The 24,916-nt window shown below is 63.3% G+C and carries 19 protein-coding genes; 8 read left to right on the forward strand and 11 right to left on the reverse strand.

From position 1 onward, the window contains the following. Positions 1–59: 59 nt before the first annotated feature. On the reverse strand, positions 60–1,649 hold the full coding sequence (locus tag ACFVVI_RS29760; RefSeq protein ID WP_387447667.1) for a DUF2075 domain-containing protein: 1,590 nt from the start codon (positions 1,647–1,649) through the stop codon (positions 60–62). A 483-nt stretch (positions 1,650–2,132) separates the two neighbouring features. Continuing rightward, positions 2,133–2,429: a YqcI/YcgG family protein gene (locus ACFVVI_RS29765; protein WP_387447690.1), complete on the reverse strand. Its 297-nt coding sequence runs from the start codon at positions 2,427–2,429 to the stop codon at positions 2,133–2,135. A gap of 521 nt (positions 2,430–2,950) precedes the next feature. Between ACFVVI_RS29765 and ACFVVI_RS29770 the strand changes: the two genes are divergently transcribed. Beyond that, the gene (locus ACFVVI_RS29770; protein WP_387447668.1) at positions 2,951–3,133 is read left to right on the forward strand and encodes a hypothetical protein; all 183 of its coding nucleotides are present in this window, start codon (positions 2,951–2,953) and stop codon (positions 3,131–3,133) included. A 1,169-nt stretch (positions 3,134–4,302) separates the two neighbouring features. On the opposite strand, the gene ACFVVI_RS29775 is transcribed toward ACFVVI_RS29770, so the two are convergent. Together ACFVVI_RS29775 and ACFVVI_RS29780 are read right to left on the reverse strand one after the other, a co-directional pair. Continuing rightward, a complete protein-coding gene (locus ACFVVI_RS29775) occupies positions 4,303–8,862 on the reverse strand; it encodes an RHS repeat-associated core domain-containing protein (protein ID WP_387447669.1) in 4,560 nt (1,519 codons plus the stop codon). Further along, positions 8,862–9,287, reverse strand: a complete 426-nt coding sequence (locus ACFVVI_RS29780) for a type VII secretion target (RefSeq protein WP_387447670.1) — start codon at positions 9,285–9,287, stop codon at positions 8,862–8,864. The genes ACFVVI_RS29775 and ACFVVI_RS29780 overlap by 1 nt, the downstream gene beginning before the upstream one ends. A 356-nt stretch (positions 9,288–9,643) precedes the next feature. Here ACFVVI_RS29780 and ACFVVI_RS29785 point away from each other — a divergent pair, with 356 nt between their 5' ends. Together ACFVVI_RS29785 and ACFVVI_RS29790 are read left to right on the forward strand one after the other, a co-directional pair. After that, a complete protein-coding gene (locus ACFVVI_RS29785) occupies positions 9,644–10,174 on the forward strand; it encodes a DUF3558 domain-containing protein (protein ID WP_387447671.1) in 531 nt (176 codons plus the stop codon). Positions 10,175–10,199: 25 nt separating this feature from the next. Continuing rightward, positions 10,200–10,580, forward strand: a complete 381-nt coding sequence (locus ACFVVI_RS29790; protein ID WP_387447672.1) for a hypothetical protein — start codon at positions 10,200–10,202, stop codon at positions 10,578–10,580. A gap of 38 nt (positions 10,581–10,618) precedes the next feature. Here the strand turns inward: ACFVVI_RS29790 and argS are convergent, their stop codons facing one another. Beyond that, positions 10,619–12,385, reverse strand: a complete 1,767-nt coding sequence (argS, locus tag ACFVVI_RS29795; RefSeq protein WP_387447673.1) for an arginine--tRNA ligase — start codon at positions 12,383–12,385, stop codon at positions 10,619–10,621. Between the two features lie 173 nt (positions 12,386–12,558). Then, positions 12,559–12,870, reverse strand: a complete 312-nt coding sequence (locus tag ACFVVI_RS29800) for a hypothetical protein (protein ID WP_387447674.1) — start codon at positions 12,868–12,870, stop codon at positions 12,559–12,561. A 425-nt stretch (positions 12,871–13,295) separates the two neighbouring features. Between ACFVVI_RS29800 and ACFVVI_RS29805 the strand changes: the two genes are divergently transcribed. Beyond that, positions 13,296–14,003 (forward strand): phosphoribosylanthranilate isomerase, encoded by a 708-nt coding sequence (locus tag ACFVVI_RS29805; RefSeq protein WP_301905715.1) that lies wholly within the window; start codon positions 13,296–13,298, stop codon positions 14,001–14,003. On the opposite strand, the gene ACFVVI_RS29810 is transcribed toward ACFVVI_RS29805, so the two are convergent. Together ACFVVI_RS29810 and ACFVVI_RS29815 are read right to left on the reverse strand one after the other, a co-directional pair. After that, a complete protein-coding gene (locus ACFVVI_RS29810) occupies positions 13,948–14,787 on the reverse strand; it encodes an EamA family transporter (protein ID WP_379313726.1) in 840 nt (279 codons plus the stop codon). The two genes, ACFVVI_RS29805 and ACFVVI_RS29810, sit on opposite strands and share 56 nt — an antisense overlap. Positions 14,788–14,828: 41 nt before the next feature. After that, the gene (locus ACFVVI_RS29815; RefSeq protein ID WP_387447675.1) at positions 14,829–16,163 is read right to left on the reverse strand and encodes a hypothetical protein; all 1,335 of its coding nucleotides are present in this window, start codon (positions 16,161–16,163) and stop codon (positions 14,829–14,831) included. A gap of 186 nt (positions 16,164–16,349) precedes the next feature. On the opposite strand from ACFVVI_RS29815, the gene ACFVVI_RS29820 reads away from it, so the two are divergent. Further along, the gene (locus tag ACFVVI_RS29820) at positions 16,350–17,447 is read left to right on the forward strand and encodes a WD40/YVTN/BNR-like repeat-containing protein (protein WP_387447676.1); all 1,098 of its coding nucleotides are present in this window, start codon (positions 16,350–16,352) and stop codon (positions 17,445–17,447) included. A 4-nt stretch (positions 17,448–17,451) separates the two neighbouring features. After that, positions 17,452–17,724 (forward strand): MoaD/ThiS family protein, encoded by a 273-nt coding sequence (locus tag ACFVVI_RS29825; RefSeq protein ID WP_378636379.1) that lies wholly within the window; start codon positions 17,452–17,454, stop codon positions 17,722–17,724. A gap of 31 nt (positions 17,725–17,755) precedes the next feature. Here the strand turns inward: ACFVVI_RS29825 and ACFVVI_RS29830 are convergent, their stop codons facing one another. Further along, positions 17,756–19,132 (reverse strand): DoxX family protein, encoded by a 1,377-nt coding sequence (locus ACFVVI_RS29830; RefSeq protein ID WP_387447677.1) that lies wholly within the window; start codon positions 19,130–19,132, stop codon positions 17,756–17,758. A gap of 102 nt (positions 19,133–19,234) precedes the next feature. Continuing rightward, positions 19,235–19,984, reverse strand: coding sequence for a hypothetical protein (locus ACFVVI_RS29835; RefSeq protein WP_387447678.1), 750 nt, complete (start codon positions 19,982–19,984; stop codon positions 19,235–19,237). 464 nt (positions 19,985–20,448) lie between these two features. Between ACFVVI_RS29835 and ACFVVI_RS29840 the strand changes: the two genes are divergently transcribed. Together ACFVVI_RS29840 and ACFVVI_RS29845 are read left to right on the forward strand one after the other, a co-directional pair. Then, entirely contained in the window at positions 20,449–22,410 is a 1,962-nt protein-coding gene (locus ACFVVI_RS29840; RefSeq protein ID WP_387447679.1) for a UvrD-helicase domain-containing protein, read from the forward strand. Positions 22,411–22,428: 18 nt separating this feature from the next. Further along, positions 22,429–23,979, forward strand: coding sequence for a hypothetical protein (locus ACFVVI_RS29845; protein WP_387447680.1), 1,551 nt, complete (start codon positions 22,429–22,431; stop codon positions 23,977–23,979). Between the two features lie 17 nt (positions 23,980–23,996). On the opposite strand, the gene ACFVVI_RS29850 is transcribed toward ACFVVI_RS29845, so the two are convergent. After that, positions 23,997–24,704, reverse strand: a complete 708-nt coding sequence (locus ACFVVI_RS29850) for a hypothetical protein (protein WP_387447681.1) — start codon at positions 24,702–24,704, stop codon at positions 23,997–23,999. Between the last annotated feature and the right edge of the window lie 212 nt (positions 24,705–24,916).

The raw sequence follows: 24,916 nt of genomic DNA on the forward strand, positions 1-24,916 counted from the left end.
TTCGAGGACCGATGAGTGGGTTGATACGCGCGCGCCGCATGCTCGACGAGCGCACCCAGCTACACCTGTGAACTCGGCATCAGCCCGGTGAGAAACAGCTGGGTTTCCTCATCCGTGGAGTAGATGACGACCCCCCGCATAGCGCGCGTGAGCAAGACCTTGTAGACATTGCGAATCAGCTTGTCGAAATCATCGTCGAAGAGCTTCTTCGCCCGCAAAGGCTTGTCCAGGTTGGCATCCCGCACGCTGACGAAGCGCCCGCCACGAACCACGAGATCGGGGCCGATGATGACGCCGGCCCAGTCATATTCGAAACCTTGTGCGGTGTAAACGCAGCCCACCTGCCCGAAACCGGCGGGGTCGGTCGCCCAGTAAGCGCTCGGCGGTACTCCGTTCAGCGCCCGTTCTGCCCTGGAATTCCACGGCATCGACCACGAACCGATCCGCACATCGTCGACGAGGGAACCGTCATCATTCGGCTCACTCCACGACCAGCAGTACCCCGCGGTGATACGCGCGGACTCCCCCGCGTCGTTCTTCGCCCGAAGGAAGTTCTGCATCTCCCGCGGTGACTGCGCGACCCGAACCTCGAAATTCGGCTCCTCGCTCCACAGGGTCGGACCGCCGACTCGCAGGCCGACCAAACGGCGTACCCACTCGTCGTACACGTCGCTGCCACCGCACCGGAACTGCCCATCCAACGGGACGATGTGCACCGGATAGCCCGCGCGGGTGGCGTGCGTGCGGATCTCATCTACAGTACCGACCTCGTCCGGTCGCACAACCTGGTGTTCGTCCAGCAGAAACACCGACACGTTGGCTGCGGCGATGAGTTCATCGATCTGTGGCCGGTCCGTCCGCTTCGCCTTCTTGGTGAAGCGATTCGTCGACACAGCACGGACACGATGCGCTTCATCGCAGATCAGAACCTGGAGCTGATTCGGCCGGTAGTCCGCAAAAGTCCGGTAGTACTGGAACAAGTTCTTCAGGGCGGTAGAACCTTTGGCCGGGTACTTGCGAAGGGACTTCGTGAACGCGCTCGACCCGGTCGCGTGCTGAACCCGATAACCCTTACGATCCAGCTCGGCGAGCAACTTGACCGCGATCAGACTCTTGCCACTGCCCGGACCACCTGTCACGATCACAACGCTCTTCGGATGCTGCTCGTGGGCCAGCCGCACCTGCTCGAGCACCCGCTGGTACGCGAGCTCCTGGTTGTCGAGCAGCGAGTGCTCGGTGGCCTGACGCAGTTCCACGGCGGTCAGCGTCAACAGGTTCGGACGCGCCAGAATCTTGCTGTCCAACAATCGTTCAGCGGGCGCGCCGTCGGAGGCCGGCGCGAGTCGCTCCGCCAAGAACTGCTGAAACGCGTCACGCCGCTCACCCGTGAACAGCCGACCGAACTGGTCGGGTTGCCGTGCCCGCAGCGTGCTGACCGAATTCTCGGTTGCATTGTGCAAGTACGCGGCGCCGTAAACTGCCTGCGGTCGATCGTGCAGCACCTCGACATTTTGCGTGAGGTACTTGCAGTACCCACGCACCTGATCGATCGGATGAAGCTCTTCGTCGCGAACGCCGCTCGCCCGAACAATGCGATCGCTGTTGAAGGCCAATTCGGCCCTGTCCCATTGCTTGAGCTCGACAACCACGTAGGTGTCGGCCCCGGTCCGCGGATTGACTCCCGCGAGAACCACATCCGCCCGGTAGGACGACGTCGGCAGTTTGAATTCGACCAACATCTCGATCTCGCTCAGGCCGACTTCGTGCAGATCTCTGGCGATCTCCGGAAGACTCGCCTCCCACGACCGAGTCCGGGAGTTCCGCTGCCCCAGCGTCCACCGCTGACCTTCCAGGATCTCGTCGACGAGCACTGCCTCCAGAGACCAGTTCATCACCTCTGCCGCGGTCGTCCGCAGAACTCTGTCCACCATCGCCAATCCCCCTGGCAGCACGAAACCTCGTGCAGCAGGGGCATATCCGCGCAGCGGAAGCCCGTCGGGCCGCAACCTAACGGCCAAGATCGTATCGCACCCGCTCAGACTGCCTTAACCCCGATGTGGCGCAACCCCGGTCGAGTCAGCGACAAGGCACGAGGCACCCACGGATATCTCGACCGCTCACACTGGACCTGGTCAGGGCTGCCGAGCACCCGCCAGCTCACGTTCCACTGCTGCGGCGCGAGCGGAGAACGGGCACCGCCAATCAGCAGGTTTGGGGCGGGCGGAGTAGCGGCGAGCTTCCGACAACGTCTCGTACTCCATCAAATTGGGGTTGATGTCACCTTGCAGCATGATGTCCTGCTTGCGGATCTTGTCCGCCAATCGGTCCCACATGCCGTCGGCCTTGATCCGTGCGAATTGTTCGTGGGAGTTGAACGCCAGCATCGGGAACGGAGGACGGCGGCCGAACCGCCGATGCGTCTCGTGCAGGGGATCTGATCACCGTGAAGTGGTCCGACGTGACCTCATGGGATTCTGAGAAGCTGGCCACAGCGGCCAGAGCGATTGCATGCCCTGAACCGATGACGTCAGGTGGGAGAGCAGCGTGGATCTCGCCCGCCGGGACGAGGATCGTTCGATGACCCGCAAGAATAGTTCGGCCTCTCGCACGGCTCGCGCTACCGGCATCTCCTACACCGCCGCCCTGTACGCAGGCCGCGCCGACGAATCGCGAACTGAAACACTCCCTATAGCTGGGTGGGGGCCGAACGGGGAAACGCTCGTTCCAATCGCGACGGTTCGCACCGACACCACCTACCGATTGCGGTACACCACCCACCGAGAAGAGAGCCCCTACGTCGGTTCTGCGACCGGACGCCAGCTTCTCGCGCAGCCACGGCTGCATTCCAGCCTGCACGGTGAGGGTCTCTTGCTGACGTCCGCCCCTGGTCGACTTCGGCACCCGACGCACCAAGTACGGAGTCAAGCTGACCATCGGTCCCGTCTGGTTCATGCTCGACCCCACCATGTCGTGCATCATCGTCTGCGAAGGCTGCCCATATCGCGCCTTCGAGATCGGGCTCGAAGGCGCCCTCGATGTCGCGCGGGAACATAACGATCAACATGTCGAGTTCCCGGGCGATTGGGGCTACGAGCGGACTCCCGGTGGCAAGTGGCGACGCACGCGATCCTGACAGATGGGACGCTGGTCGCGGCACAGCCACCGCAGACCTGCATAATCGAACGCATGTGCGAATCGATTCGGCTCTATCTGCGCGTCGGGCAGTGGACAGAACCGGCTCCCCGCTTCTGTCCTTCCGGGCATCGACTAGGCCCGGGTAGGTCACTCGTCGCAGTGTCACCGTGCCTGCGAATCGGAGGCCATCATCGGACGCACACGTGCCTCGCCTGCAATGCGACCGTCTATTGCCCGCCGCTGCACATCGACTGCGAGCATTAGCCCAATTTTGCGGGCTGTCGCACCGCCTCACCTACTCGGCGTCCACACGCCGGTCGCTCTCGATATCGGATGCAAGTGCCGACCTCAGCCGAGCGAGTACCTCAACACCACGCTGAGCAAGGCGCACCCGGCTAGGGCGACGGCCGATGAACGCCTCGGTTCAGCGAGCCGGGTACGGCAGTTGTTGCGCGAGGGTTCCACAGCTGAACAAGTTGCACCCAGGTCGATCCTCACTGGGAGAGGTGCACCGTAGGCGAGAATGGGAGTGCCAACAAGTTGCGTGACGATCGTATGGAATCCGCGGTGCGCAGCGAGGTGTTGGCGCTGTCGATCGTTTGCAATATGGGCGTGCGACTTCCAGGAATGTAGTCCCACGAGGTGTAGATCGAGGCGTGCTCTCTACGAGCACGTTAGCTCGATCCCAGGTGCGGTCGCGCCGCTCGGTCACCGATCGGCCATCTGCAGCTTGCAGTCTATTTTGTACGTCACAGCACTATCGCCCCGAGCCTCCCGGCCGATGCCGCACCGGGCCTTCCTTCCGTGTCGAGACTCTTGAACGGAACGAGATCTGATCAATGCCATCGCTGCACATGACTGCGGACACGATGGCCTCGACCGACAGACCCGAAAAGCTTAGAAATCAGCCCGCTATTTTTGGCCGATGCGTTCAACAACCGCCTGCCTGGGCACCACCCCTTTCGCCCATGCGTTTATGAGAGAAAGTTCTACAATCGGGAGATCGAACGCAACCCTCAGAACAGAAGTCAAATTGAAAGACCTTTCCCGAAGTTCGGGATATGTTTCCATCAACCATTCAGCTACATCAACGACCGAGTGTCCTTCCGAATGACGCTTTACTGCATCCTTCGCGAATCTATCAATATATTCACTCACAACGACGCCCTATCTCCTATATGTGACAGAAACACTACTATACCCGCCTCCCAGCTCTGGAACGGCCTGATCAATACGCGCTCTAGTAAATCCATATCGGGCAGCTTGCTGGGCTGTCCAGGTTTCTCGAGCGGCCTGATTCAACGTCGCGCCATTCTCTAGCGCACTGTTGAATTTGGCCAGGTTGTCACCGTATACCCAGTTCCCCTGGACTTGTTGGACACGATCGCCGAAGTGATTCATCACCTCGTCAAACATTTGCCGACCCCGAAGCGGAGAGCCTAGTTCAGGATGATTTTCAACCATAAGTGTCAGCGTTCCGTTTTCGTCAAGGAGCGCATGGAGGCCACTACCGCTTTCATCGTGTGATATGTAATAACTGTTGTCGGTGCCAATTCTCTCAACACCACACGGCGTTAGGCCCAGAGGGTCCGACCAAACGATTGGATTGTGCGGGTACGTCGCAGGGTTTAGAGCGGGTGCCAACCCCAACGGGTCTTGCGTGAGGAAACGACCGGTTTCAGGATCGTAGTACCGGTGACGGTTGTAGTGGAGGCCAGTTTCGGGGTCGTGTTGTTGGCCTTGGTATCGATGGGGTGTTTCTTGGCCCGTCCAACTGGTTTGGCCCCAGAGTGTGGAGTTCGCCACTGAGATGACTTCGCCGGTAGCTGGGTCGGCGAGGTGGGTGGGGCTGCCTTGTAGGTTTGTGACGATTGCCCAGAATTGGTCGTCGACCGATTGGGTGAGCGGGACGTGAGTTGTGGGGTGGTTGGTCCAGGTGTGGGTACGGGTGCCGGAGTCGCTGGTCGTGGATTGTTCGGTGAGATGAACGCCGTCCCAGGCGAATTCGGTGTGGGTGTTGCTCGGGTGGTGATGTTTGCTGATTCGGCGGCCGAAGGCGTCGTATGAGTAGGACCAGGTGTCGTTTTCGGGGGTGGTGACTTCGACGAGTTGATCGAAGGCGTTGTAACGGTAGTGCCAGATGGCGGGCTTACGGGAGATCCGGGTCTTCTCTTTGCGGATCAGACGTCCGGCGGTGTCGTAGTGGTAGCGGGTGCGGCCGGCGCGGACGAGGAGGTTGTTGCGGTACTCGAAGCGCGGGTTGGCGGAGGGTGCGTTCCTGAGGCTGATCGGATCGGATGGCGCTGGTGATGCTGGCACCTCGACGGTGGCGAGGTTCGACAGAGCGTCGTAGGTGTACCGCTCGGTCACACCGACGCCAGGCGTGGTGATGTGGGTAATGCGGCCGATCACGTCCAGCGTGTAGTCACGACGTCGGTTCGATGTGGGTGTCGTGGCGGTGTGGCTGTTGACATATCCGTCTGGACGCCAGGTGTAGTCGTCACGCTCGAGCAGCTGGGTGGGCGAACTGGTGCGCGGATCGAGCTGGACGAGTTCGCGGCTCAGGGTGTAGCCCTTGGGGTCGTACGTGTTGTGTTGGCCGATTCCGGCACTGTGCCAACTATTTTGACGTCCGAGCTGGTCGTGAGTGAAGTCGAATCGATGCCCGTTAGTAGTGAGGGCCGCGACCTGTCCAGTCGGAGTGCGTTCATAGCTGGTCGATGCGCCACTCGGTGTCGTGTACCCGGCACGGCGACCGTGACGGTCGTAGTCGTAGGTGGTGGCGCGCCCGTCGACGTGCTCGGTCAATCTTCGCCCGGCAGGCGAGTGAGCAAAGGCAATCGAGTGGATCGCGTTGTCGCGCATTCCATTTCGAGCCGTCGCGAGCAGACCGGTCAGGGTATAGGTGTTGCTGATCCATTCACCGGTGTCGGTGCTGACGCCGGTGAATCGCCCGAGGACATCGTAGGTGAGGCGGCGTTGCACACCGGTCGGTGTGGTGATCGTGGTGGGCCGGTTGAGAAGGTCGTACTCGGTTTGGGTGACCGATCCGTTGTAGTCGGTTTCGGTGCAGACGTTGCCGGTGAGGTCGTATTCGTAGGTCCAGGTGTCGCCGAGCGAATTGGTGACCGAGGTCAGTCGTCGCTCGGTGTCGTGGGTGTAGGCGGTGACGGTGCCGTCAGGCGCTTCGCGGGTGTTGACCAAGTCGAAGGTGCCGTAGGAGTAGCGGGTGAGCGCACCGATCTGATTGGAGTGGGTGAGCAGGTTCGCTTCGCCATCGTAGGTCCACGACTGTGTTGTGCCGTCGGTATCGGTGTGGGAGAGCAGTTTGCCCTCAGCCGAGTATCGGTGCGTGCTGACACCGCCGAGGGGGTTGATGATGGTGGCGGGCCGGCCGAACATGTCGCGTTCGACAACGGTGACCGCGTTGTTGGGTTCGGTGATCCGGATCGGCAGCCCGGCGGCGTCGATGTCGATATGGGTGATAGCGCCGGTCGAGGTCGTGATCGACGCGGGAGCACCGCACGAATTGTGGGTGTATGTGGTGGTGATGGCGTCGGCATCGGTGATGCTGCTGAGGTTGCCGTCGTCGTCGTAGGAGCGGGTGATCGTTGTGCCGTCGACATCGGTAATCATGGCCGGGCGACGCGGGGCGGCGTAACTGATCGAAATGGTTTGCTGGTCCGGTCGTCGGAGCAGGACCAGGTCGCCATCGGGGTTGTAGAGATAGGTGGTGGTGTTGGCGTAGGCGTCGATGTGGCGGATCGGTTGGCGGTACTCGTTGTAGTCGGTGATCGATGTCGCGCCGCGCGGGTGAATCAGGTTCCGTAGACACAGGTCTTCGTCGAACTCGAAAGTGGTGGTGGCCCCCAAGGAGTTCGTGTGGTGGGTACGGAACCGCTGGAATTCGGGGAGGTCTTCGTAGGCGAAGGTCGCGGATAGGATCCCGTCGGTGCCGACCTGTTTCACGACCCGCCCGGATCGATCGTAGGTGTTGTGCATTTCGGTACCACGAGAGTCGCGCCATGACAGCATCCGTGCGTCGCTGTCATACCGGTAGTGAGTGGCGGCGCCCACGCCGTTGGTGACCGCGGTGAGATTGCCGGCTGTATAGCCGAATTCACGGATCTTGGTTGTCACCGGACTACCGTCCGGCTCGGATCCAACGACCGCGAGAGCAGTCACGCGAGCATCCTCGGTGGTGACTTCTACTCGGTAGCCACCGGAATGGGTGATATGGGTGGGCGTGCCCTCATCGTTGTAGTGGAATCGTATGTGGTTGTGGTGGCGGTCGAATATTTCCGTGATCGCGAAGTTGCCCAACTGGGTGTCGATCCCAGAGAGCACGGGGTTCGGGTTGAAGCGCCACGTCAGTGCACGATCGGGGTCATGCACGGCGTATCCACCGTTTTCGGCCCGGGTGATAGTCGCTCGAATTCCCTGATGTACCGGGCGAACCGGTACATCAGGGGCGGTGTGAGGAAATTGCCAGAGTTCGCCATCTGGACCGATGAACTTGACCCCGACCTGGTCGACCACGACGCGCATGTCCAAGGTCGCAGCCCACGAAGGTCCGAACCACCGGCCTGATCGGTACGAAGATCGGTGCCGACGGGTTAGCACCAACGCCAGTACGCCGGGGAGTTCGACATCGGTTTCAGGGAGTAGGAACTCACCGGTCGCCACGTCTACAGGATCACCGCAGTCGGTGGTTTGCTTCGCGGTCTTGTTCAGGTCGGGCTTGCCGGAATCAGCCTGGTCAGGAAGCTTGGTATCCGGCTTGGTCGTATCGGTCAGCGTGGTTGCAGGCTTCGCTTCTGGGGTATCGGGAGTCTTCGACGGTGTGTCCGGTGTACTCGACGGATTCGTCGGTGTGTCAGGCTGTTTCGTAGTCGCCGGTGTTGTCGAGGTGTCAGTGTTCTTCGCGGCCGCAGGGCTCGTGGTGGTGGTGTCAGCGTTCTTCGAGTTCTTGGACGGGGTCTTCTTGAACGCCTTCGCGATATCACCGAACACCGACTTCAACTGCTTGAGCAACGGCTTCAGCTTCGACATCGTCTTGGCCAACTTCGAGAACAACTTCGAAATCGTCGCCACAGTCTTCGCGATATACGCAGTCGCCTGGACCGCGACCAACGGAGTCGCCAAACCGACCGAGAACACCAACTCCGCCGCCCACACCGCAAGACGACCAACAGTCTGGGCTACCAAGTCACGCACGGTCTCGCGAACCGCGGCCACAATCCCACCCGCCATCCGGATCGCCGAAGCTGCCGCGGTCGCGGCGGTGTTAGCCGCAGTGAGCAGGTTCGTGGTGTTCGACGCCGCCGATTTGTAGGCGGTGGCGGTTTGACCGGTCCAATCCGCGACATCGGCTGTAACCGCAGCGTTCTGGGCGGTCGCTACCTCGCTGATCCGGGCGGCAACGTTGTCCCAGGTTTTAGCATAAGCCTCGATCTGGGCAGGATCACCCGCGATCCAATCCAGGGCATCCTGCAATGGTTGGCAGTGCTCGATCAGCCAACCCACGCCGTAACCAGCCAAGGTGCCGAGCGGGTCCACGACCAGCGAAACCGCTTCAGCGCCGAGACCGACGACACCCAGACCTACCTCGATCCAGGAACCGCCCGAGATCGCGTCGGACAGGTCGGTGACCGAGCTGACCAGGCTGATACCGGTGGACCAGTCGGTGGTGTCTTCCTTCGCCGCGATCAGGGGATTGGCGGCCATTACAGACCGGACTGCTGAGTCTTGAGCGCAGTGGCGTTGGTGGTGTCACGGGTCGTGAACGCATCAGCAACAGCAGTCAGGTTCGAACTGGTGTCACCGAAAGCATCGATCGCGGCCTGGATCGCGTCGATGCCATCAGTCTCTACCGAATCGACGAACAACGGACCGAGGAAGGCACACAGTTTCCCGAACGCATCCGACGGCGCAGAGACCGCTTGGGCTGCCTCGAGCGCTTCGGTCAACCCCGAACCAGCCGAGGTGACATTGGTGGCATGGGTTTTGATCTTGTCCGGGGAGATGCTGAGTTCCCCGCCTGCACTGGTCATATTTAGTGCCCCGCCCCTCGTGTGATGCCACCCCAGGACGGCGGGCGCACCCAGCCCGCGACCTGCGATGTCGAACCTGATCGAACAGGTCACAACCACCGGAAATACCAGTACGTCAGACCTGCGGCACGCAGTGCCAATCGCCGAGCGTAGCGGATACGACAGGGTTGGTATGTGCGGTGAAATCGATGGAACCAGAAGGGGCTTCGGTGCGTCTAAGGGTGTGAGGGGAGTGCCACCTTGCTGTCACGATCAGGTCGCACGGTGGAGCCTAGCCAGGCTGTGGGATCTCAGCGGATGGAGACTCGCCAGGGTGAATTGATGCGGTGGTGTCGTAGGCTGTGCGGAACAACGGGCTGGCGAGTACGGGGCGGCCGTGGGTTGGTGCGGGCCCGGCCGGACGGCTCGGTGATCGGGGAAGACGGAGGATGCTCGTGCGGCAACGGTCTGCAGTGGTGGCCACGGTGTTGTGTGGGGTGCTTGCGGCGGCGGGGTGTTCCACCACAGAGAGCGGGAATGCGCAACCGAGCACGACCACCGACCAGGCGGCGGCTACAGCGGCACTGTGGGACCCGTGCGGTCAGATCCCGGATGGCACTCTCATCGGACTCGGGATGAAACCGTCCTCGAAGGAGTCTGGAATCTTCGGCGTAGAAGAACCGGGATGGAAAATCTGCCGATGGACAGAGGATGTGGTCCCGGCGAATTTCAGCATGGCCGTGTACTCAACCGTGCACGCCCTGGACGAGATTCGGACGAAGCCTGGCAACGTCGACTTCAAAGATGTGACTGTTGCCGGGCGTAGCGCAGTCCAGTACCGAGACTCGGTCCGCGCTGCCGACGAGTTCTGCCTTCTCGCGTTCCCGACCACCAGCGGCTTTGTTCAACTCGATGTCATCAACCGAAGCGCTCGCGCGAAACAGACTCCCCCGTGCGACAGAGCGAAATCCGTCGCCGAGGTGCTCGCCCCACTTTTTCCGAAGTAGTTTCAAGGTTACGGGGGTCTTTGAGATGGCACCATCGGATGAGAAGTCGCGCTGGCAGTTCCTGAAGGACGAAGCCTCAGCTGGTCGATTGTATTTGGACCCGACCGTGGCGACGAGCTGCCGGGACGCGAGCAACAAGCAAATCGACCTTTTCAACCAGCTACGTGACTCACTCACGACGCTGTCCGTCGTGAGTGGCCTCGGTCGGTTCACTGCCGCCGACGAACTTGCGAAGATGCTCGGCATGAAAGCGATTGGCGGAGAACGTGATTTCGACACCGCCTTCAAAGAGCACATCGAGGTGCTCACGTTGATCCGCGACACCATCGAGATCTCCGTGAAAAAGTACGAGGACCAGCAAATAGCCCAAGCGCAGGCAACGAACGCGTTGGGCAACGGCTACTGATCCACGTCTGCCACTGGCCAGTCCTCCCGACAGGCAGGTCACATCCGCTGCGGTGCCGCGATTCCCAACTGCCTCAATCCGAGTTTTACGGTGCGGGCAGTCAACTGGCACAACGCGATTCGGTTCGACCGGATTGGTTCGTCGGACGCGAGGACCGGGCACGAGTCGTAGAAGCTGGTGTAGGCGCGGGCCAGTTCGTAAAGATAGCCCGCCAGCCGGTGTGGCTCCAACGTGTCGGCGACCTCAGCGAGGACAGTCACGTAGCCGTCGAGGCACAAAGCGAGCTCCCGCTCGGCCGGTTCCATCGGACCGGCGATGTCCACGATCGCCGAGGTTGCGGCATCAGCTTTGCGCAGGATCGAGCAGACCCGGGCGTGGGCATACTGCAGGTAGACACCGGTATTGCCGTTGAGCGTGGTCATGCGGTCCGGGTCGAAGGTGTAGTCCTTGACCCTCGATGTCGACAGATCCGCATACTTCACCGCACCGATTCCCGCCTGCTCGGCGATCGCATCGAGCTCGGAGGACGACAGGTCCGGGTTCTTCTCGGCGACCACCACACGCGCACGCCCGACAGCTTCGTCGAGCAGATCCATCAACCGAACCGTCCCGCCCGCACGGGTTTTGAACGGTTTGCCGTCCGGCCCGAGGATGGTGCCGTAAGCGACATGAGCAACTTCGATCGCCTCGGTGAGCCAGCCTGCCCGCCGTGCCGCTTCGAATACCAGCTGGAAATGCAGAGCCTGCCGCGAGTCGGTGACATACAGCAGCCGGTCGGCGTGCAGTGAGGCGATGCGGTACCGGATGGTGGCCAGGTCGGTGCTGTCGTAGCCGTAGCCACCGTCGCGTTTGCGGACCATCAGGACCGCCGGCTGATCATCGGGGCCTTTGACCTGTTCGGACAGCACGACGACCGCACCGTCACTCTCGACCGCGACGCCCTTGTCCAGCAGCTCGGAGACGGTATCGGCGAGCTTGTCGTTGTAGAACGACTCACCGAAGTAGTCGTCCGGGGTGAGCAGCACACCGAGCCGGTCGTAGATCGCGCCGAACGCCTTCTCGGACTCCGCGACGATCTCCCGCCAACGGGACACCGTGTCAGGGTCACCGGCTTGCAGGGCAACCACACGAGTCCTGGCCCGGTACGCAAAGCCTGAATCCGAGTCGAATTGTTTCCTGGCCGCCTTGTACAGACTGTCGAGCGCCGACACAGAGCTGGAGTCTTTATCGAGTTCCTCTGTATGCCAGGGACATTCGGGGTGCTCGTCGATGTATTGGATGAGCATGCCGAACTGTGTACCCCAGTCGCCCAGGTGGTTCGCACGGATGACATCGGCGCCGAGGAACCCGAAGACCCGGGCCAGGCTGTCACCGATGATGGTGGTCCGTAGGTGCCCGACGTGCATTTCCTTCGCCACGTTCGGCGCCGAGTAGTCGATGACGACCCGTTGCCCGTCTTCGGTGGTGGGGACTCCGAGCCGGTCATCGGCCAGGCGCGCTGCGACGGATTGCCACACCGCTGTATCGGCCAGGGTGATGTTCAAGAACCCTGGGCCTGACACTTGTACATCAGCGATCACACCATCGGCGAGATCGATCTGAGTGACGAGCTCAGCGCCGAGCTTCGTCGGCGGGACACCGACCCGCTTCGCCAACGGCAGCGCGGCGTTGGATTGGAAATCCGCACGATCGGAACGTCGCACTACCGGGTCCGCATCCGCCGCTTCCGGACGGACTCGGACGATCGCCTCCGACACAGCGGCAGCGACACGTCCGAGCAGCGGCACAACACCGGCAGAGCTCACCTTGGGTTCCTTTCGAGTGGATGGTGAACTCATTGTCCCAAGCACATCAAGCGGAATATCGGCCGCGACTCAGCAGATCGCGCCTCCCTTCGCTGAGCGTGGACGGGCAGCAGGCTCGGTAGCAAGCACAAGTCACCCACCGACGTACGCTGACCTGCGAAGTCCAACGCATTTCAGAAGGGTGTGCTGATGACCGTCACTGCTGGCCGGTTCGCTGTCGGACTGATTGCCGCGGCCACATTGGCGTTGGCAGGATGTGACGGCAACCCGCCGACGACAACACCTACGGGGTCGGTGTCGCCGACGACGGCGTCCGCGCCTTTGTCCGAGGGGCCCGCTGCGTCGACGTCGTCGACCCGCCTCCCAGAAGCCACCACCCCGGCCACTTCGGCTGAGTTGACGCCGCACGCCTCACCAGCACCACCCGCATCCTCACCCGCGATCCAACAATCAGAGCCGACCTTCTTGTATTGCGAGAACGGCACCGCGATATACAGCGATCAGTCGTACGTAGTCGGGGACCCACGCTGTCCACAGCCCACCGCTAACGAAGACCCGCACGGTCGCGACTACCAGTGTGATGCGCAAGGAACCAACTGCACCTACCCCGATGGCTCTCCGGTCCCGGGTTATCGGCGGTGCGGCACACAGTGTGGTGAAGCACCGACTTCTGGTGAGGTTCAACGCAAGTGGATGGAATGCATCGCTGTGAAATCGGTGGAGCAATGTCGAGCGGAGCAGTGAGGAGTCGTCGATAAAGTCGCTGCGCCCGTTCCAGAGCCCATACATCTGGGACGAGGAAGAACAGCCAACAGACCTGCGCCCCGCCGTGTATCTGCGAGACCGCATCTACTGTGACCAGACCCTCCGTACCTCACCCATGAAGCGCCTTGATACTAGGGTTGACCATATGGAAAAACGCGTCCAGGTGAAGATCTGTGGTATCAGGTCCGAACTCGACCTCGCTGCGGCATTGAGTGCTCGGCCCGATGCCGTGGGGTTCATCTCTGGCATCACGCACTTCAGCGAGGACGCGCTCACGCCGGAGCAGGCCGCCGCCCTGTCCGCGCAGGTATCGAGCCGAGTTGGCGCACGCTCGGTGAAGCGTGTGCTGGTCACCCACCTCGAAGACGCTGACGCGATTTTGCAGCTTGCGCAGACGGTCGATGTCGAGGCTATCCAGGTGCACGGCTTGGTGAATCGAGCCAACTTGCGAAAGGTGTACGAGCACAGGGGCAATCGCGAGATCCTGCGGGCGGTTCATGTCACCGACGAGGGTGTGTTCTCCGCCGTCGAGGATGTCGCCAAGTATTGCGACGTTATCCTTCTGGACTCGCGCACGCCCAGCCGTCTCGGGGGAACCGGGCAGACACACGATTGGAACATCAGCAAGAAGATCGTCGAAGCGATGGCCGGGCGCAAGGATGTGGCATTGGCCGGTGGGCTCACCCCGGACAACGTCGGTAGGGCGATCGACCTCGTGCAGCCCTATGGAGTGGACGTCAACACCGGCGTCGACGACGCCGGCGGCAACAAGTCCAAGGCGGCATGTGCTGAATTCGTCAAAGCCGCGACCCGGGAGCTCGCCTCGACTTGTCATCCAGCACAACAGCACTGAGCACCAGCGCCCCGCCGATCACCGCACCCACTGTGATCGGCGTGTTCGTGAAGATCGCACTCACCACGGCCGCGAAAACGGCTTCGTTGAGTCCGATGATGCTCGCAGTTGTCGCGTCCAGACCTCGTAGGCCCAACCAATAGAGGCAGAAACCCGGTCCGAGCAGTAGTGCCCCGACCAGGACGAGCGATCCGGCGGTCCGGGCGTCCGGTGGATCGGTCAGGATCAGTCCGCCGCCGAGCACACTGGCCACCACCAACTGCCATCCCGCCGACGCGATCGTCGGTCGCTGTGCCGACTCCCGGGCGATGAGGCTGACCAGCAGTGCGACACACACCGCGCTACCGACTGCGAGGACACAACCCAACAGCGCTCTGTCCATACCGATTTCAGCCGAGCTGCCCGGTACCGCCACTGCCACCGCGGCACCGACCAGCACGAACTCGACGCCGACGAGCACCGTCGGTCGGCGCCGCCCGCGCACTATCTCGGCGGCGAGCAACAGCAACGGCGCGATCAGGTGCAACGCCACCACCACGGGCAACGGTCCGCATTTCAACGCTGCGACGAACAGCAGCAAGTTGGCTGCCTCGAGCGCGCCCAATCGCACATAGAGGCCGGGCGATTCCAGCAGTGTTCGAATCGGACCTTGGCGGCGTGCACCCGCGACGAGGAGCAAGGTCACTCCGCCCCCGGCAGCGACCAGCGCCGAGGAGGCGAGGGAACCCTCGAGCGCCGCCAGCGCAGCGCTCGACATGCCCCACACGAAGGTCGCCGCGAGCATGATCCACGGCGACGATCGTGTGAGCGATGACCGGACTGCGGTCAAAAAATGTAGGTCACGATAGGCAGCACCACAGCAGTGAACCCGCCGAAGACGCCCGCCGCAATAGCCCGCTGGGAGAAGTTGGGGAATCGGCTGGTCAGCCAGGCGAGTGTGCCGAACGCGAGCACGAAGGTGCCCCACACGATCAAGCCACCCGCGGCAGCACGCTCAGGGAGCGGGGCCTCCTCGGCCAGGCCCGCCTTCAACAGGGCTCCGAGCCCTACGATCGTCAGTCCGGCGGCCGATGCCAGCACGAACATCGCGAAGCCCACATGGCTGTTCATCACCAGGCGGCGTGACCCCCATTCGGTCACCACCCGGCCATCGCTGTGGTGCGCGCCGTCGACCTGGCAGATCAGGTCGAAAACCCTGCCGGGGTTGACGGTTTCGGCAACCGCGGTTCGCGCGTGCACCATGGCCTCGACGGCCAGGGTCGTCGAGTATGCGGTGATGAACCCCTCGCTCGATGTCCGGAATCCGCCGCGACTCGGCAGTTGCTGAGTCATCACCTGCAAATCGAACAACGCGGTCAACGCCGCCCGGACAGCCGGATGAAAGATCAGTGTGCCATCGGCGACCAGCACGGCACCGACTGCCGCATGCAGCCCGAGGTGGGTCCAGATGTGGGCGACATCGCCGCGCAGGAAATGCTCGTCCCCGTTGCAGTTGGCACCGCTGGCGAGCCCGTCGAGCATCCGTTCGATCGCCAGCTCGGATGCCCGCCGCGCCCGCCTGCCGCCCACCGACGCGTACTCGGGACGGGCCAGCACCGTGGCGATGTGTGCCGCCGAGTACAGCGGTTCGGCGCGGACGTCGTCGGACAGCATCGTCAGCGCCAGAAAGGTCACGCCACGCAGCGTCGCCCGCGCCACTTCCACGTCGTCGGCCGCGTACGGGGCGAGTGCGTGCATCGCGGCAGTCGTCGCGGTCAGGGACACGGGGCCGACAGATCCGGACATCCGATACCCGCCCGATTCGGCATCTTGTTCCTGGATCAACGTCCTGATGCACTCGCGGACGTCGGAATCGTCGTCGGCCACCCCGAGGCAGTGCATCGCCCGCAGTTGCCACGCGATATCGATCGGACCCGTGAACTCCCCCGCACCCGCGGTGGGCGGCACGATCATCTGCCGACGTACCAGATGCAGCACCTCGGCTGCCCGCGGAACGGGAATGCCTGCCGCGGTCAGCGCGCACACCACCTCCGCGGTGTTCTGCGGATTCGGCGGCACATCATGGACCCAGCCCCAGCCTGCCCCGCCCGCGCCATCAGAGAATTGGTAACGCTCGAACCACTCGACCGCCAGTCTCATGCGTTCATCGAGATTGGACATGTCCCCACCTAACCGATCTGTGTCGAACCCATTCCAGCCCAGGTTCTTTCACCTACTAGATGCTCCCAGATGCCCATTGAGTTCACGAGCACCGTGGCGAACGACCTATGAACCCGCAGGTCCTGTCGGTGGGGCGGCGTAGTGTCACGCATATCGGCGTTGCGGGTGACCAACCGGAGGTTCGCGATGGACGTGCTGCTCGGGATCGGAACACGTAAGGGTTTGTTCTTGGCTCGTAGCCGGGATGGGCGGGCCAGTTGGACGGTGTCGCCGCCGCAGTTCCCGGTGGCTGATGTGAAGGCGTTGGCGATTGATACCCGGCGGGGGACGCCACGGGTGCTTGCCGGGGTGTTGAACAGTCATTTCGGGCCCACATTGGTGGTCAGTGATGATCTCGGGGAGACGTGGAGCGAGCCGGATGACGCGCCACTGGCATTTCCCGAGGACACCGGGGCTGCGTTGGGCGGCGTGTGGCAGATTGCGCCTGCTACCGAGGCCGAGCCGGATGTGGTGTACGCAGGTGTCGAGCCGTCTGCCTTATTCCGGTCAACTGATCGTGGCCGGACGTTCGATCTGGTCAGAGGGTTGTGGGACCATCCCCATCGGCCGCAGTGGGAACCGGGTGGTGGTGGGTTGGCCTTGCATACTGTGCTGCCACATCCGGTCGATACGCAGCGGATGGCGGTGGCCATGTCCACCGGTGGGGTTTATCAGACTGCCGACGGCGGCGAATCGTGGACGCCGACGAACAAGGGTGTCACCGCGGACTTCATGCCCGGCGAATTGCCGGAATGGGGGCAGTGCGTGCACAAGGTCGCTCTCGACGCCGAGTCGCCGAGCACTATGTATTTGCAGAACCACGGTGGGGTGTTCAGGAGCACCGATGCGGGTGTGAGCTGGCAGTCGATCGACGGTGGGTTACCGCCGTCGAATTTCGGCTTCCCGATCGTCGCGCATCCGCGTAAGCCGGGGGTGATCTACACCTTCCCGCTGGTGGCGGATATGGATCGCTTCCGCTTTCCGCCCGATGCGGTCTGCGCGGTGTATCGCAGTGCGGACGGCGGCGAGACGTGGTCGAAGCTGAACGACGGCCTTCCCACGGTCCCGTTCTGGGCTGCGGTCATGCGCGATGCCATGTGCGCCGACGACGCCGACCCGACCGGCATCTATTTCGGCACTCGCAACGGCGAAGTGTATTGCAGCGCGGACGAAGGCGACCATTGGTGGCTCGTGGCCGACAAGCTGCCCGACGTGCTGTGCGTGCGCGCCGCGGTCATCGGATAGCGCGATGGCTCGCGTCTGCCTGCCCTCCATGCTCCGCACCTATGTCGACGGCGCCAAGGAACTCGATGTCGACGGTGCGACCCTGCAACAGGTCCTCGATGCGCTGCGCGAACGATCACCCGGTTTGGAACGCCGTCTCCGCGATGAACGCGGGGTTTTGCGCCGGTACGTGAACTTCTATATCGACGGTGACGAATGCCGTCTTCTCGACGGCCAGGACACCGCTGTCGGCGCACGTACCGAGGTGATGATCATCCCGTCGGTTGCCGGCGGATGAGACCTATTCCATTGGGGTGCAATGAATCCTGCTACCGGTAATAGGGCGCTGGCTGCACCCAATGGAACCCCCGCGAAACAGCCGGAAACTGTGCCAAACCAACCTGGTCCAGCTGCATTCGTATCGGACGTCCACCGAGGATGCCCTCCAGAATCAGCCGATCCGATTGTGGCTGTACATAACTGAATGTCGCGAGCTTCCATTGGTGCGCCGTGTCTTTCGACAGCGTGAGGGTGTGCTGGTCGGTGTCGATTCGGGCGGGGAAGGAGACCAGTGAATCGTCCAGCCGCTGCACGGTCATGCCCTGGGGGATATCGAAGATGATGCGGCGGAATCGTTCGGTGGCGCTCGGCATTGTGCTGTTGGACGGTGATCGGCGGAAGTCGACCAGTGCGGGCACCTGCTCGCCCGCGATCGAGTACTCGGTGACGTTCCAGATGCCGTAGAGCGGCGACTTGGGCCGTGCGTTGCCGTAGGTGTGCCAGCCGTCGTATGCCTCGACGGTCGTGGCACCGAGCAGCCACACTCCCATCAGCACCTGGGCTGCCAGCAGTATTCGGTTGCCACGCGCAGTGGACAGCAAGGGTGTCGACGTTCGAGCTACGACGGTGCGGCCGAGTAGGGCCCGAACGATCCGGATCACATCAGGTGCGGCCAATACTGTTGCGTACAAGAACAATTGCAGGGCGAACAGCTTCACCGGCACATCGAACGTGAGATTCATCAGGAGCACCTGCAACGCCACAATGACAGCAAGAACAGACCCGATCCCCGCGGTCACCGGCAGGATGAGAAGGAGCGCCGCAACAACTTCCGCCGCACCCAGTGCCATCTCATACGGCTCCGACAGCGACGACTGCGCCCACAGCACCGCCATCGGGCTCATCTGACCGAACGGTTCGACCAATCGCTCGAGATTGAACGACATCTGCGACGGCAGCACCTTGATCATCCCGTACAGCAAAAGGGCGCTCGCCAGGGAGATACGCAACAGCAACCGGAACCACTCATACAGTCGCGTGTAGTTCGGGCGGCGCCGGTCGAAGACCGACCAGGCGGCGGTCACCGGCACGGCAACCAGGAGCAGGGTGAAAACAGCCACCCATTTCGCCGCGGTGTCTCCACTACCGGTGACCGTGTAATCGATGGGTACACCGAAGATCTGGGTGCCGACCCAATCGGTGAGCGGATGCAACGCCGTCCATTCGGCGACCTCGCTCACCATCTCCTGTGGCACACCGAGGGTGCGCAGCAGCGCGTGCAGCAGCCACACCCCCGCCATCCCGACACCGACAACGATGAACCCGAACCGGAAGAGCACACGGACCGCCGGATGCCACCGCGCCACAGCCTCCCGCTCGATGCCATCGACCTCGGGCTCCCGCTGAGCCAACACCCCTGTAACCATCCGTCACTCCTACGGTCGAAAGCCGTGCGGGTGAGACGCTATGGCAGCAGGCGTGACTCGGAAATCCAGCAAAGTCGTTGCCCCGAGCATTCGGGTCAGGCGTCAATTCACAACGGTCCACACATTGCTATCCGGCCCCTGGCCGAGGCAGAACATCTCCTCACCGTCGGGCGATGTCGCAACACCCGAACCCACCTCGCAGGGAGCACCCGGAGTGCGAGTACCGAGCAGGGGCACCGATTGCACCCATTTCGCGCTCGGGCCCCCGGCTTTGGTGCACTTGAGGGTGCTTCCGTCGGCCGCGGTGGCGTAGTCGTCGCCGGGCGGGGAGCACGTGACACCGACTGCGGGTGTCGTCTTCTTCGGAGTGGGCACCGTGGTAGGCACTGCTGTAGTGGAGCTTTCGGGCGCGAGCTCCGGCGTCGTGGCGGGAAGTAGAGCGACGGCCGAGGGTGTAGTGGTCACGGTGGCGGGTGCCAGGGCGGTGACGGGTGCCGGAGCGGTCGCGAGCGCGATGGTGACTTTCGCCGGTGCCGGGGTGACGAAGCGCGGCGCGTCCATCGGGGCGCTTTCGGCCTGGACCAGCGGAACGAACTGCAGCGCGACGATTTCGGGTAATGCTTGGACCACGGACCAGCCCTCGACTGTGGTTCCCGGTTTAGGAGACGCGGTGTAGGTGAACGTGTCGAAACAGTCGTCGGTGAGGATGGCGTGTTCGGTCCGCTGGGTGATCCCGGCGCGGTCCACGGTGCTGAGCAGCCACTGGTCGGGTCGCGACAACCGGCTGGTGCCGATGCTCTCGATCTGGGCGCGAACCGCCAACGCGACGCGGCCCGCACCCAGATCGGTCACGCAGTCAGCGGGCGCGAGGGCCACTTCGGTGAACGTGATGGTGCCTACCTTCGCCCCAGTGGACGCATCGGTGAACGCGAACGGCGTTCCTAGACCTGATGTCGGCGCGGAACCAGCCGCGGATGTGGCGGCTGATGTAGTCGGCGAATCGACGCTCCCGCACCCGGTTACACCGGCCAGAGCGGCCAAGACGGCGACAGGTGCCAGATGACGTTGCATGAACAGAATCCCCTCGTACGGAAGCGAACCGGACAGCTTGGCACGACGGAGCACACGGCTGGAAATACGTCGATCGCATGACCGCGGTCGGGCCGAGGCTCGCGGCAGTGCAACAGATCAGCAGGCAAGCCCGCCCCCAGCGCGGGCGCCGATCCACATGCCTGCACAGCCGATGTCAACTATGTTGGTACTCAACGCATTACGGCTCCAACAGCTGCGCGGAGCCGGCATCCGGAGGGGGATCGATGCCGAATATTCATCGCGAGCGGGTAGCACGGTGGGCGGAGCGCACACTCGCCGAACAGCGACAGTTGACACCGGGGCAGCGTCGGTTCCTGGCAGGGCTGCTCACTGTGCGTGGCTGGCATCTGCTCGTGGACAGCGGTTCGCCCGTGCCCGATCGGATCGCGGCGTACGCGCTGGGGCGCACGGGGGTATTCGCACTCGTGTTCACCGAAGCGCTGCCCAGCTCGGCCGAGGTCCTGAAGATCCGCGGCGAGGCCGAACGGACCTTCGCCAGGCTCGTTGTCGGCGGGGCCCAGTTCGTACCGCATTCCGTCGATGTCGTGCTGCTCATGCCGCGCGGAGCGCGGGCTACCTCGGACGGCCGCTATCTCGTCGTCGACGAGGCCGGTTTCGTCGAGACGCTGGCCCGTCGTGAGAAGCGGATGCGCGCTGAACGGGTCAGCGAGCTCGCGGCGACCGCTGCGGAGAAGCTTCCCACGCATCGCTACCTCTGTGCCGACGATGCCCCCGAGGCCGAAACCATCGACGCCGGTGGCCTGTTCGATCAGGAGGACCTCCGCGAGGACGCGAGATCCTCCGCGCTTGCCAGACCGTTCAGCGACTGGATGACGTTCCTCGACCCCGATCAGGTGCCGCTCGTCCATGCCACCTTCACCGGCCCTGCCCGGTTCAGCGGTCCGGCAGGCACCGGAAAGTCGGTCGTCGCGTTGCAGCGCATGGCGCACTTCGCCAAGCGCAACCCTGGGCGACTGCTCTTCACGACATTCGTCAAGAGCCTGCCCGCCTACCATGAGCGAGGCTTCGCGCAGATCGCGCCACACGCCGCCGGGCGCGCCGAGTTCACCGGGCTGCATGCGTGGGCGATGGCGTTTCTGGACCGCCGTGATGTCGTATTCCGGTTGAACGACAAAGCCGTCGATGCCGCGTTCGCCAAGTCGTGGCAAGGTGCCCGCGGCGTGTTGGGGCGGGTCGAGGGCACCGACCACGGCTACTGGCAGGACGAGATCAATCGGGTCATCAAGGGCCGCGGGATCACCGATCTGGAGTCGTACAAGCGCGTGCAGCGGGTGGGTCGCGAGGGAATCAGCCTGCGGTCGACCCGCCGTCAATTCGTCTGGGAGCACTGGTATCAGCCCTACCAGGAAGTCCTGGACGCGCGGCATGCCCACGACTTCAACGATGTCATCTCCCTCGCCGTCGACGAACTTCGAGCCCGCCCGCTCGACAGCACCGAGGCGTACGCCATGGTCGTCGTCGACGAAGTGCAGGACTTCACACTCCGGCAACTGCAGCTGGTGCACCAGATAGCGGGCGGCGGCCCCGACGCACAGCTGCTGCTGGTCGGCGACGGACAGCAGCAGGTCTACGCCGGGGGTTGCACCCTGTCCGAGGCCGGGATCCCGCTCGCCGGTGGGCGTGGTCGCGTGCTGCGGAAGAACTACCGCAATCGTGAAGCGGTGCTGCGGTATTCACAACGTATCGAGGCGGGCAACACCGTCGATGATCTCGATGGCGGGGCCGGCGTCATCCTTCGTGACAGCGATCCCACGCTGCCGGACGGTCGGGCAGCCGACGTTCACATCCCCCGTCGCGACATCGACGGGCTACTCCCCCGCGCGCTCCGTGACGCACATCTGCCGCCGGGGGCCGAGATCGCCGTGATCGTCAACTGGCCGAGCGAGGTCACGCGATACCTGCGAGTGCTGCGCCGGGCGGGCATCAAGGCTGTCTCGCTGGAGAACTACGACGGCTCGCAGGTCGAACCGGTCAAAGTCGGCACGGTACGCCGCGCGAAAGGGATGGACTTCGCCGCCGTCTTTCATATCACCGAGGAACCACCGACCGACCTGGACGCGCTGTCCGGCGGCGCCAGGGATCGAGCCGAGATGCTCGCCAGACAGCTACTCGTCGCCACCAGCCGCGCCCGCGACTATCTCTGGGTCGCCTACCTGTCGGACTGAACTGGGAGGATCAGAACTGTGTACGACAACCCGCGCGCGTGGCTCATCCGGTCGGGCCGTGACGGCCAGCGCGAACACCGCGCGCTCGACGAGGGCCTGGCCATCGTCGGCTGGGACGAAATGGGCGACCTCAGCCGCTATCGAACCTGGGAAGAGCTCAAGGCAGCACTGCGCGAGAAGTATCCCCTCGCTACCCCCAATGTGGTCGGCAACTGGGCTGGGCAACTCTGGAAATTCGGCACCGACATCGCGAACGACGACCTGGTTGTCATGCCGCTGAAGCTGCAAACCGGCTATGTCGCGATCGGGCGGGTGGTCGGCCAGTACGAGTATCGCGAGGCCGAGCCCGAGGAATTCCGCCAGGTCAGGAAGGTCGACTGGCTGCGAACCGACATCGTGTGGGAGGCGTTGCGGCCCGACCTGCGCGCCAGTCTCGGTTCGTTGCTCACCGTCTGCGGAATCCACCGCAATCATGCGGCCGCTCGCATCGCCCATCTGGCCGAGTTCGGGACGGATCCCGGATTCGACAGTGACGAGGTGGCCACCGATTCGGTCCAGCTGCTCGCCGAGGCGAGTTCCCATGCTGCGGGCAATCCCCGTCAACTCACCATCCGCAGTCTGCTCGAGCACTGGCAGTTCGAGCGGCGTACCGCGGCGGCGATCGAGGTCATCAAATCCGCCCTCGCCGAGAACGGGCTCACCACCCGGCCGCCGTTCACCGAGGGTGCGCTCAGCGACATCGTCACCATCGTGCCGCTCGATGCCGAGCCCGACACGGTTGCCGATCTCGCGGCGGACAGCGAAGTCCGGCAACGGGATTCCAGCGCGGTGGAGAACGTCTCCGACCCGGAACCGATGACCCGTCGGCTGGGGGGTCTGCCCGCGACGCTGACGTCGGTGCCCTCGCATGTGAACCTGACCGTCGCGAAGACGACCATGGTGCGTCATCAGTTCTCGCAACTCGCCGTCATCGATCAGGACGGGACCTATCACGGCGCGATCACCTGGGAATCGATCGGCCGCGCCCATATCTCCGGTGACCACCCGACCCTGGCCGAAGCGACCGTGCCCGCCGTCGTCGTCGACCACGACGCTCCGTTGCTCGACCAGATCGACGCCATCTACGACAACGGATTCATCTTCGTGCGCAGCCCTGACCGCGCGCGGGTGACAGGCATCCTCACCGCATCGGATCTCACCCACCAATTCGGCATGCTGGCAAAGCCTTTCGTGCTGATCGAGGAGGCAGAGAACCGGCTGCGCCGCGCCGCCAACGATCATCTCGATCCCGACGACATCAAAGCCGCGGCCCCCAAGAACAGGCGCGCCCACACCACCGAAGCGGCGCACCTGACCTTCGGTGGCTATGTGTACCTACTGCGAGACCCGGTTCGCTGGCGCAAGCTCGGCTGGCGCCTCGATCACAGTCAGGTTCTGGAGCTGGTCGAGCAGGTGCGCGATGTACGGAACGAGTTGATGCACTTCGCCACTGATCCGCTGTCGGCGGGGCAGGAAGCCGCCGTGCACGGTCTGCTGCAACTCCTGCGCACCGCCGAACCCAATCCGTGAGCACAGGGGTGCGGCCGCTACCCGCTGACGGAGAAGGGGAATATCGGCAATTTCGCCAGTTGTTCTCCGGGCTTCATGACGAACGAACGTCCGGTGCAGTCGCCGTTCTCCCAGAACGTCTGCGGGACACTGCCGCCGTTGACCACCGAGCCGGCACCCCGCGGGCCGAGACTGGCGACGCCCAACTCCAGGCAGCTTTCCGGTCCGATCGAGGGCACCTCACCGTGCGGTAGCGAGTGAAGCAAGTCTTTGAAGTCGGGCATGTCCCACCAACAGACCGTGCCGACGGGGCATGGCTGCGTCAGCAGAGCTGTCGGCGTGCGTGCCGAGATCGTCGCACTCACAGTCGGTTTCACTGCGGTAGGTACGACCGCCGTGGTGACATCGACCGGCGCGGCCGGTTGGGCGACCGACGTCACGGCACTGCCTTTCACCGGCGCATCTCCGCTGGCGTCGGGTTGAAACGCCATGAAGACCAGTGCTGCGCCGACGACCCCCGCGACGAGAAACCCACCGGCCACCATCAATTGCACGGTGCGGCGCTTCTCCTTCGTGCCCTTGCTGCTCACCTCGGCGTCACGTCGCCACACACCGAAGTTGGTACTGGAACGCACTTGGCGGGTGTACGACTCGTTCTGGGTGCTGCGATGCTGCGCATCGAGGCTGGCACGACCATGGACGTGCGCCTTCGGCTCGCCCTCGTTGGGCGGGAGTTCTGCACTCACACGCACAGGCTAGTCCCAGACGGCCAGACAGGTTGGGAGAAGCCAAGATTGACCGAACCGCAGGGATGGCCGGCTGGAAAACGCAAAAAGGCCCTCCAACCGAAGTTGGAGGGCCTTTCGCAAAGATGTTCCGGCAGTGTCCTACTCTCCCACACCCTGTCGAGTGCAGTACCATCGGCGCAGGTGGCCTTAGCTTCCGGGTTCGGAATGGG

Origin of the sequence: Nocardia sp. NPDC058114 (assembly GCF_042884695.1) — a bacterium.
Lineage (GTDB): Bacteria > Actinomycetota > Actinomycetes > Mycobacteriales > Mycobacteriaceae > Nocardia.

What these genes read in the sequence shown, in the direction of transcription:
- ACFVVI_RS29820 (WP_387447676.1), top strand. Translation starts at nt 16,350, where the DNA reads ATGGACGTGCTGCTCGGGATCGGAACACGTAAGGGTTTGTTCTTGGCT.
- ACFVVI_RS29840 (WP_387447679.1), top strand. Translation starts at nt 20,449, where the DNA reads ATGCCGAATATTCATCGCGAGCGGGTAGCACGGTGGGCGGAGCGCACA.
- ACFVVI_RS29775 (WP_387447669.1), bottom strand. Translation starts at nt 8,862, where the DNA reads ATGGCCGCCAATCCCCTGATCGCGGCGAAGGAAGACACCACCGACTGG.
- ACFVVI_RS29810 (WP_379313726.1), bottom strand. Translation starts at nt 14,787, where the DNA reads ATGCTCGCGGCGACCTTCGTGTGGGGCATGTCGAGCGCTGCGCTGGCG.
- ACFVVI_RS29770 (WP_387447668.1), top strand. Translation starts at nt 2,951, where the DNA reads ATGCTCGACCCCACCATGTCGTGCATCATCGTCTGCGAAGGCTGCCCA.
- ACFVVI_RS29790 (WP_387447672.1), top strand. Translation starts at nt 10,200, where the DNA reads ATGGCACCATCGGATGAGAAGTCGCGCTGGCAGTTCCTGAAGGACGAA.
- ACFVVI_RS29830 (WP_387447677.1), bottom strand. Translation starts at nt 19,132, where the DNA reads ATGGTTACAGGGGTGTTGGCTCAGCGGGAGCCCGAGGTCGATGGCATC.
- ACFVVI_RS29815 (WP_387447675.1), bottom strand. Translation starts at nt 16,163, where the DNA reads ATGTCCAATCTCGATGAACGCATGAGACTGGCGGTCGAGTGGTTCGAG.
- ACFVVI_RS29805 (WP_301905715.1), top strand. Translation starts at nt 13,296, where the DNA reads ATGGAAAAACGCGTCCAGGTGAAGATCTGTGGTATCAGGTCCGAACTC.
- ACFVVI_RS29825 (WP_378636379.1), top strand. Translation starts at nt 17,452, where the DNA reads ATGGCTCGCGTCTGCCTGCCCTCCATGCTCCGCACCTATGTCGACGGC.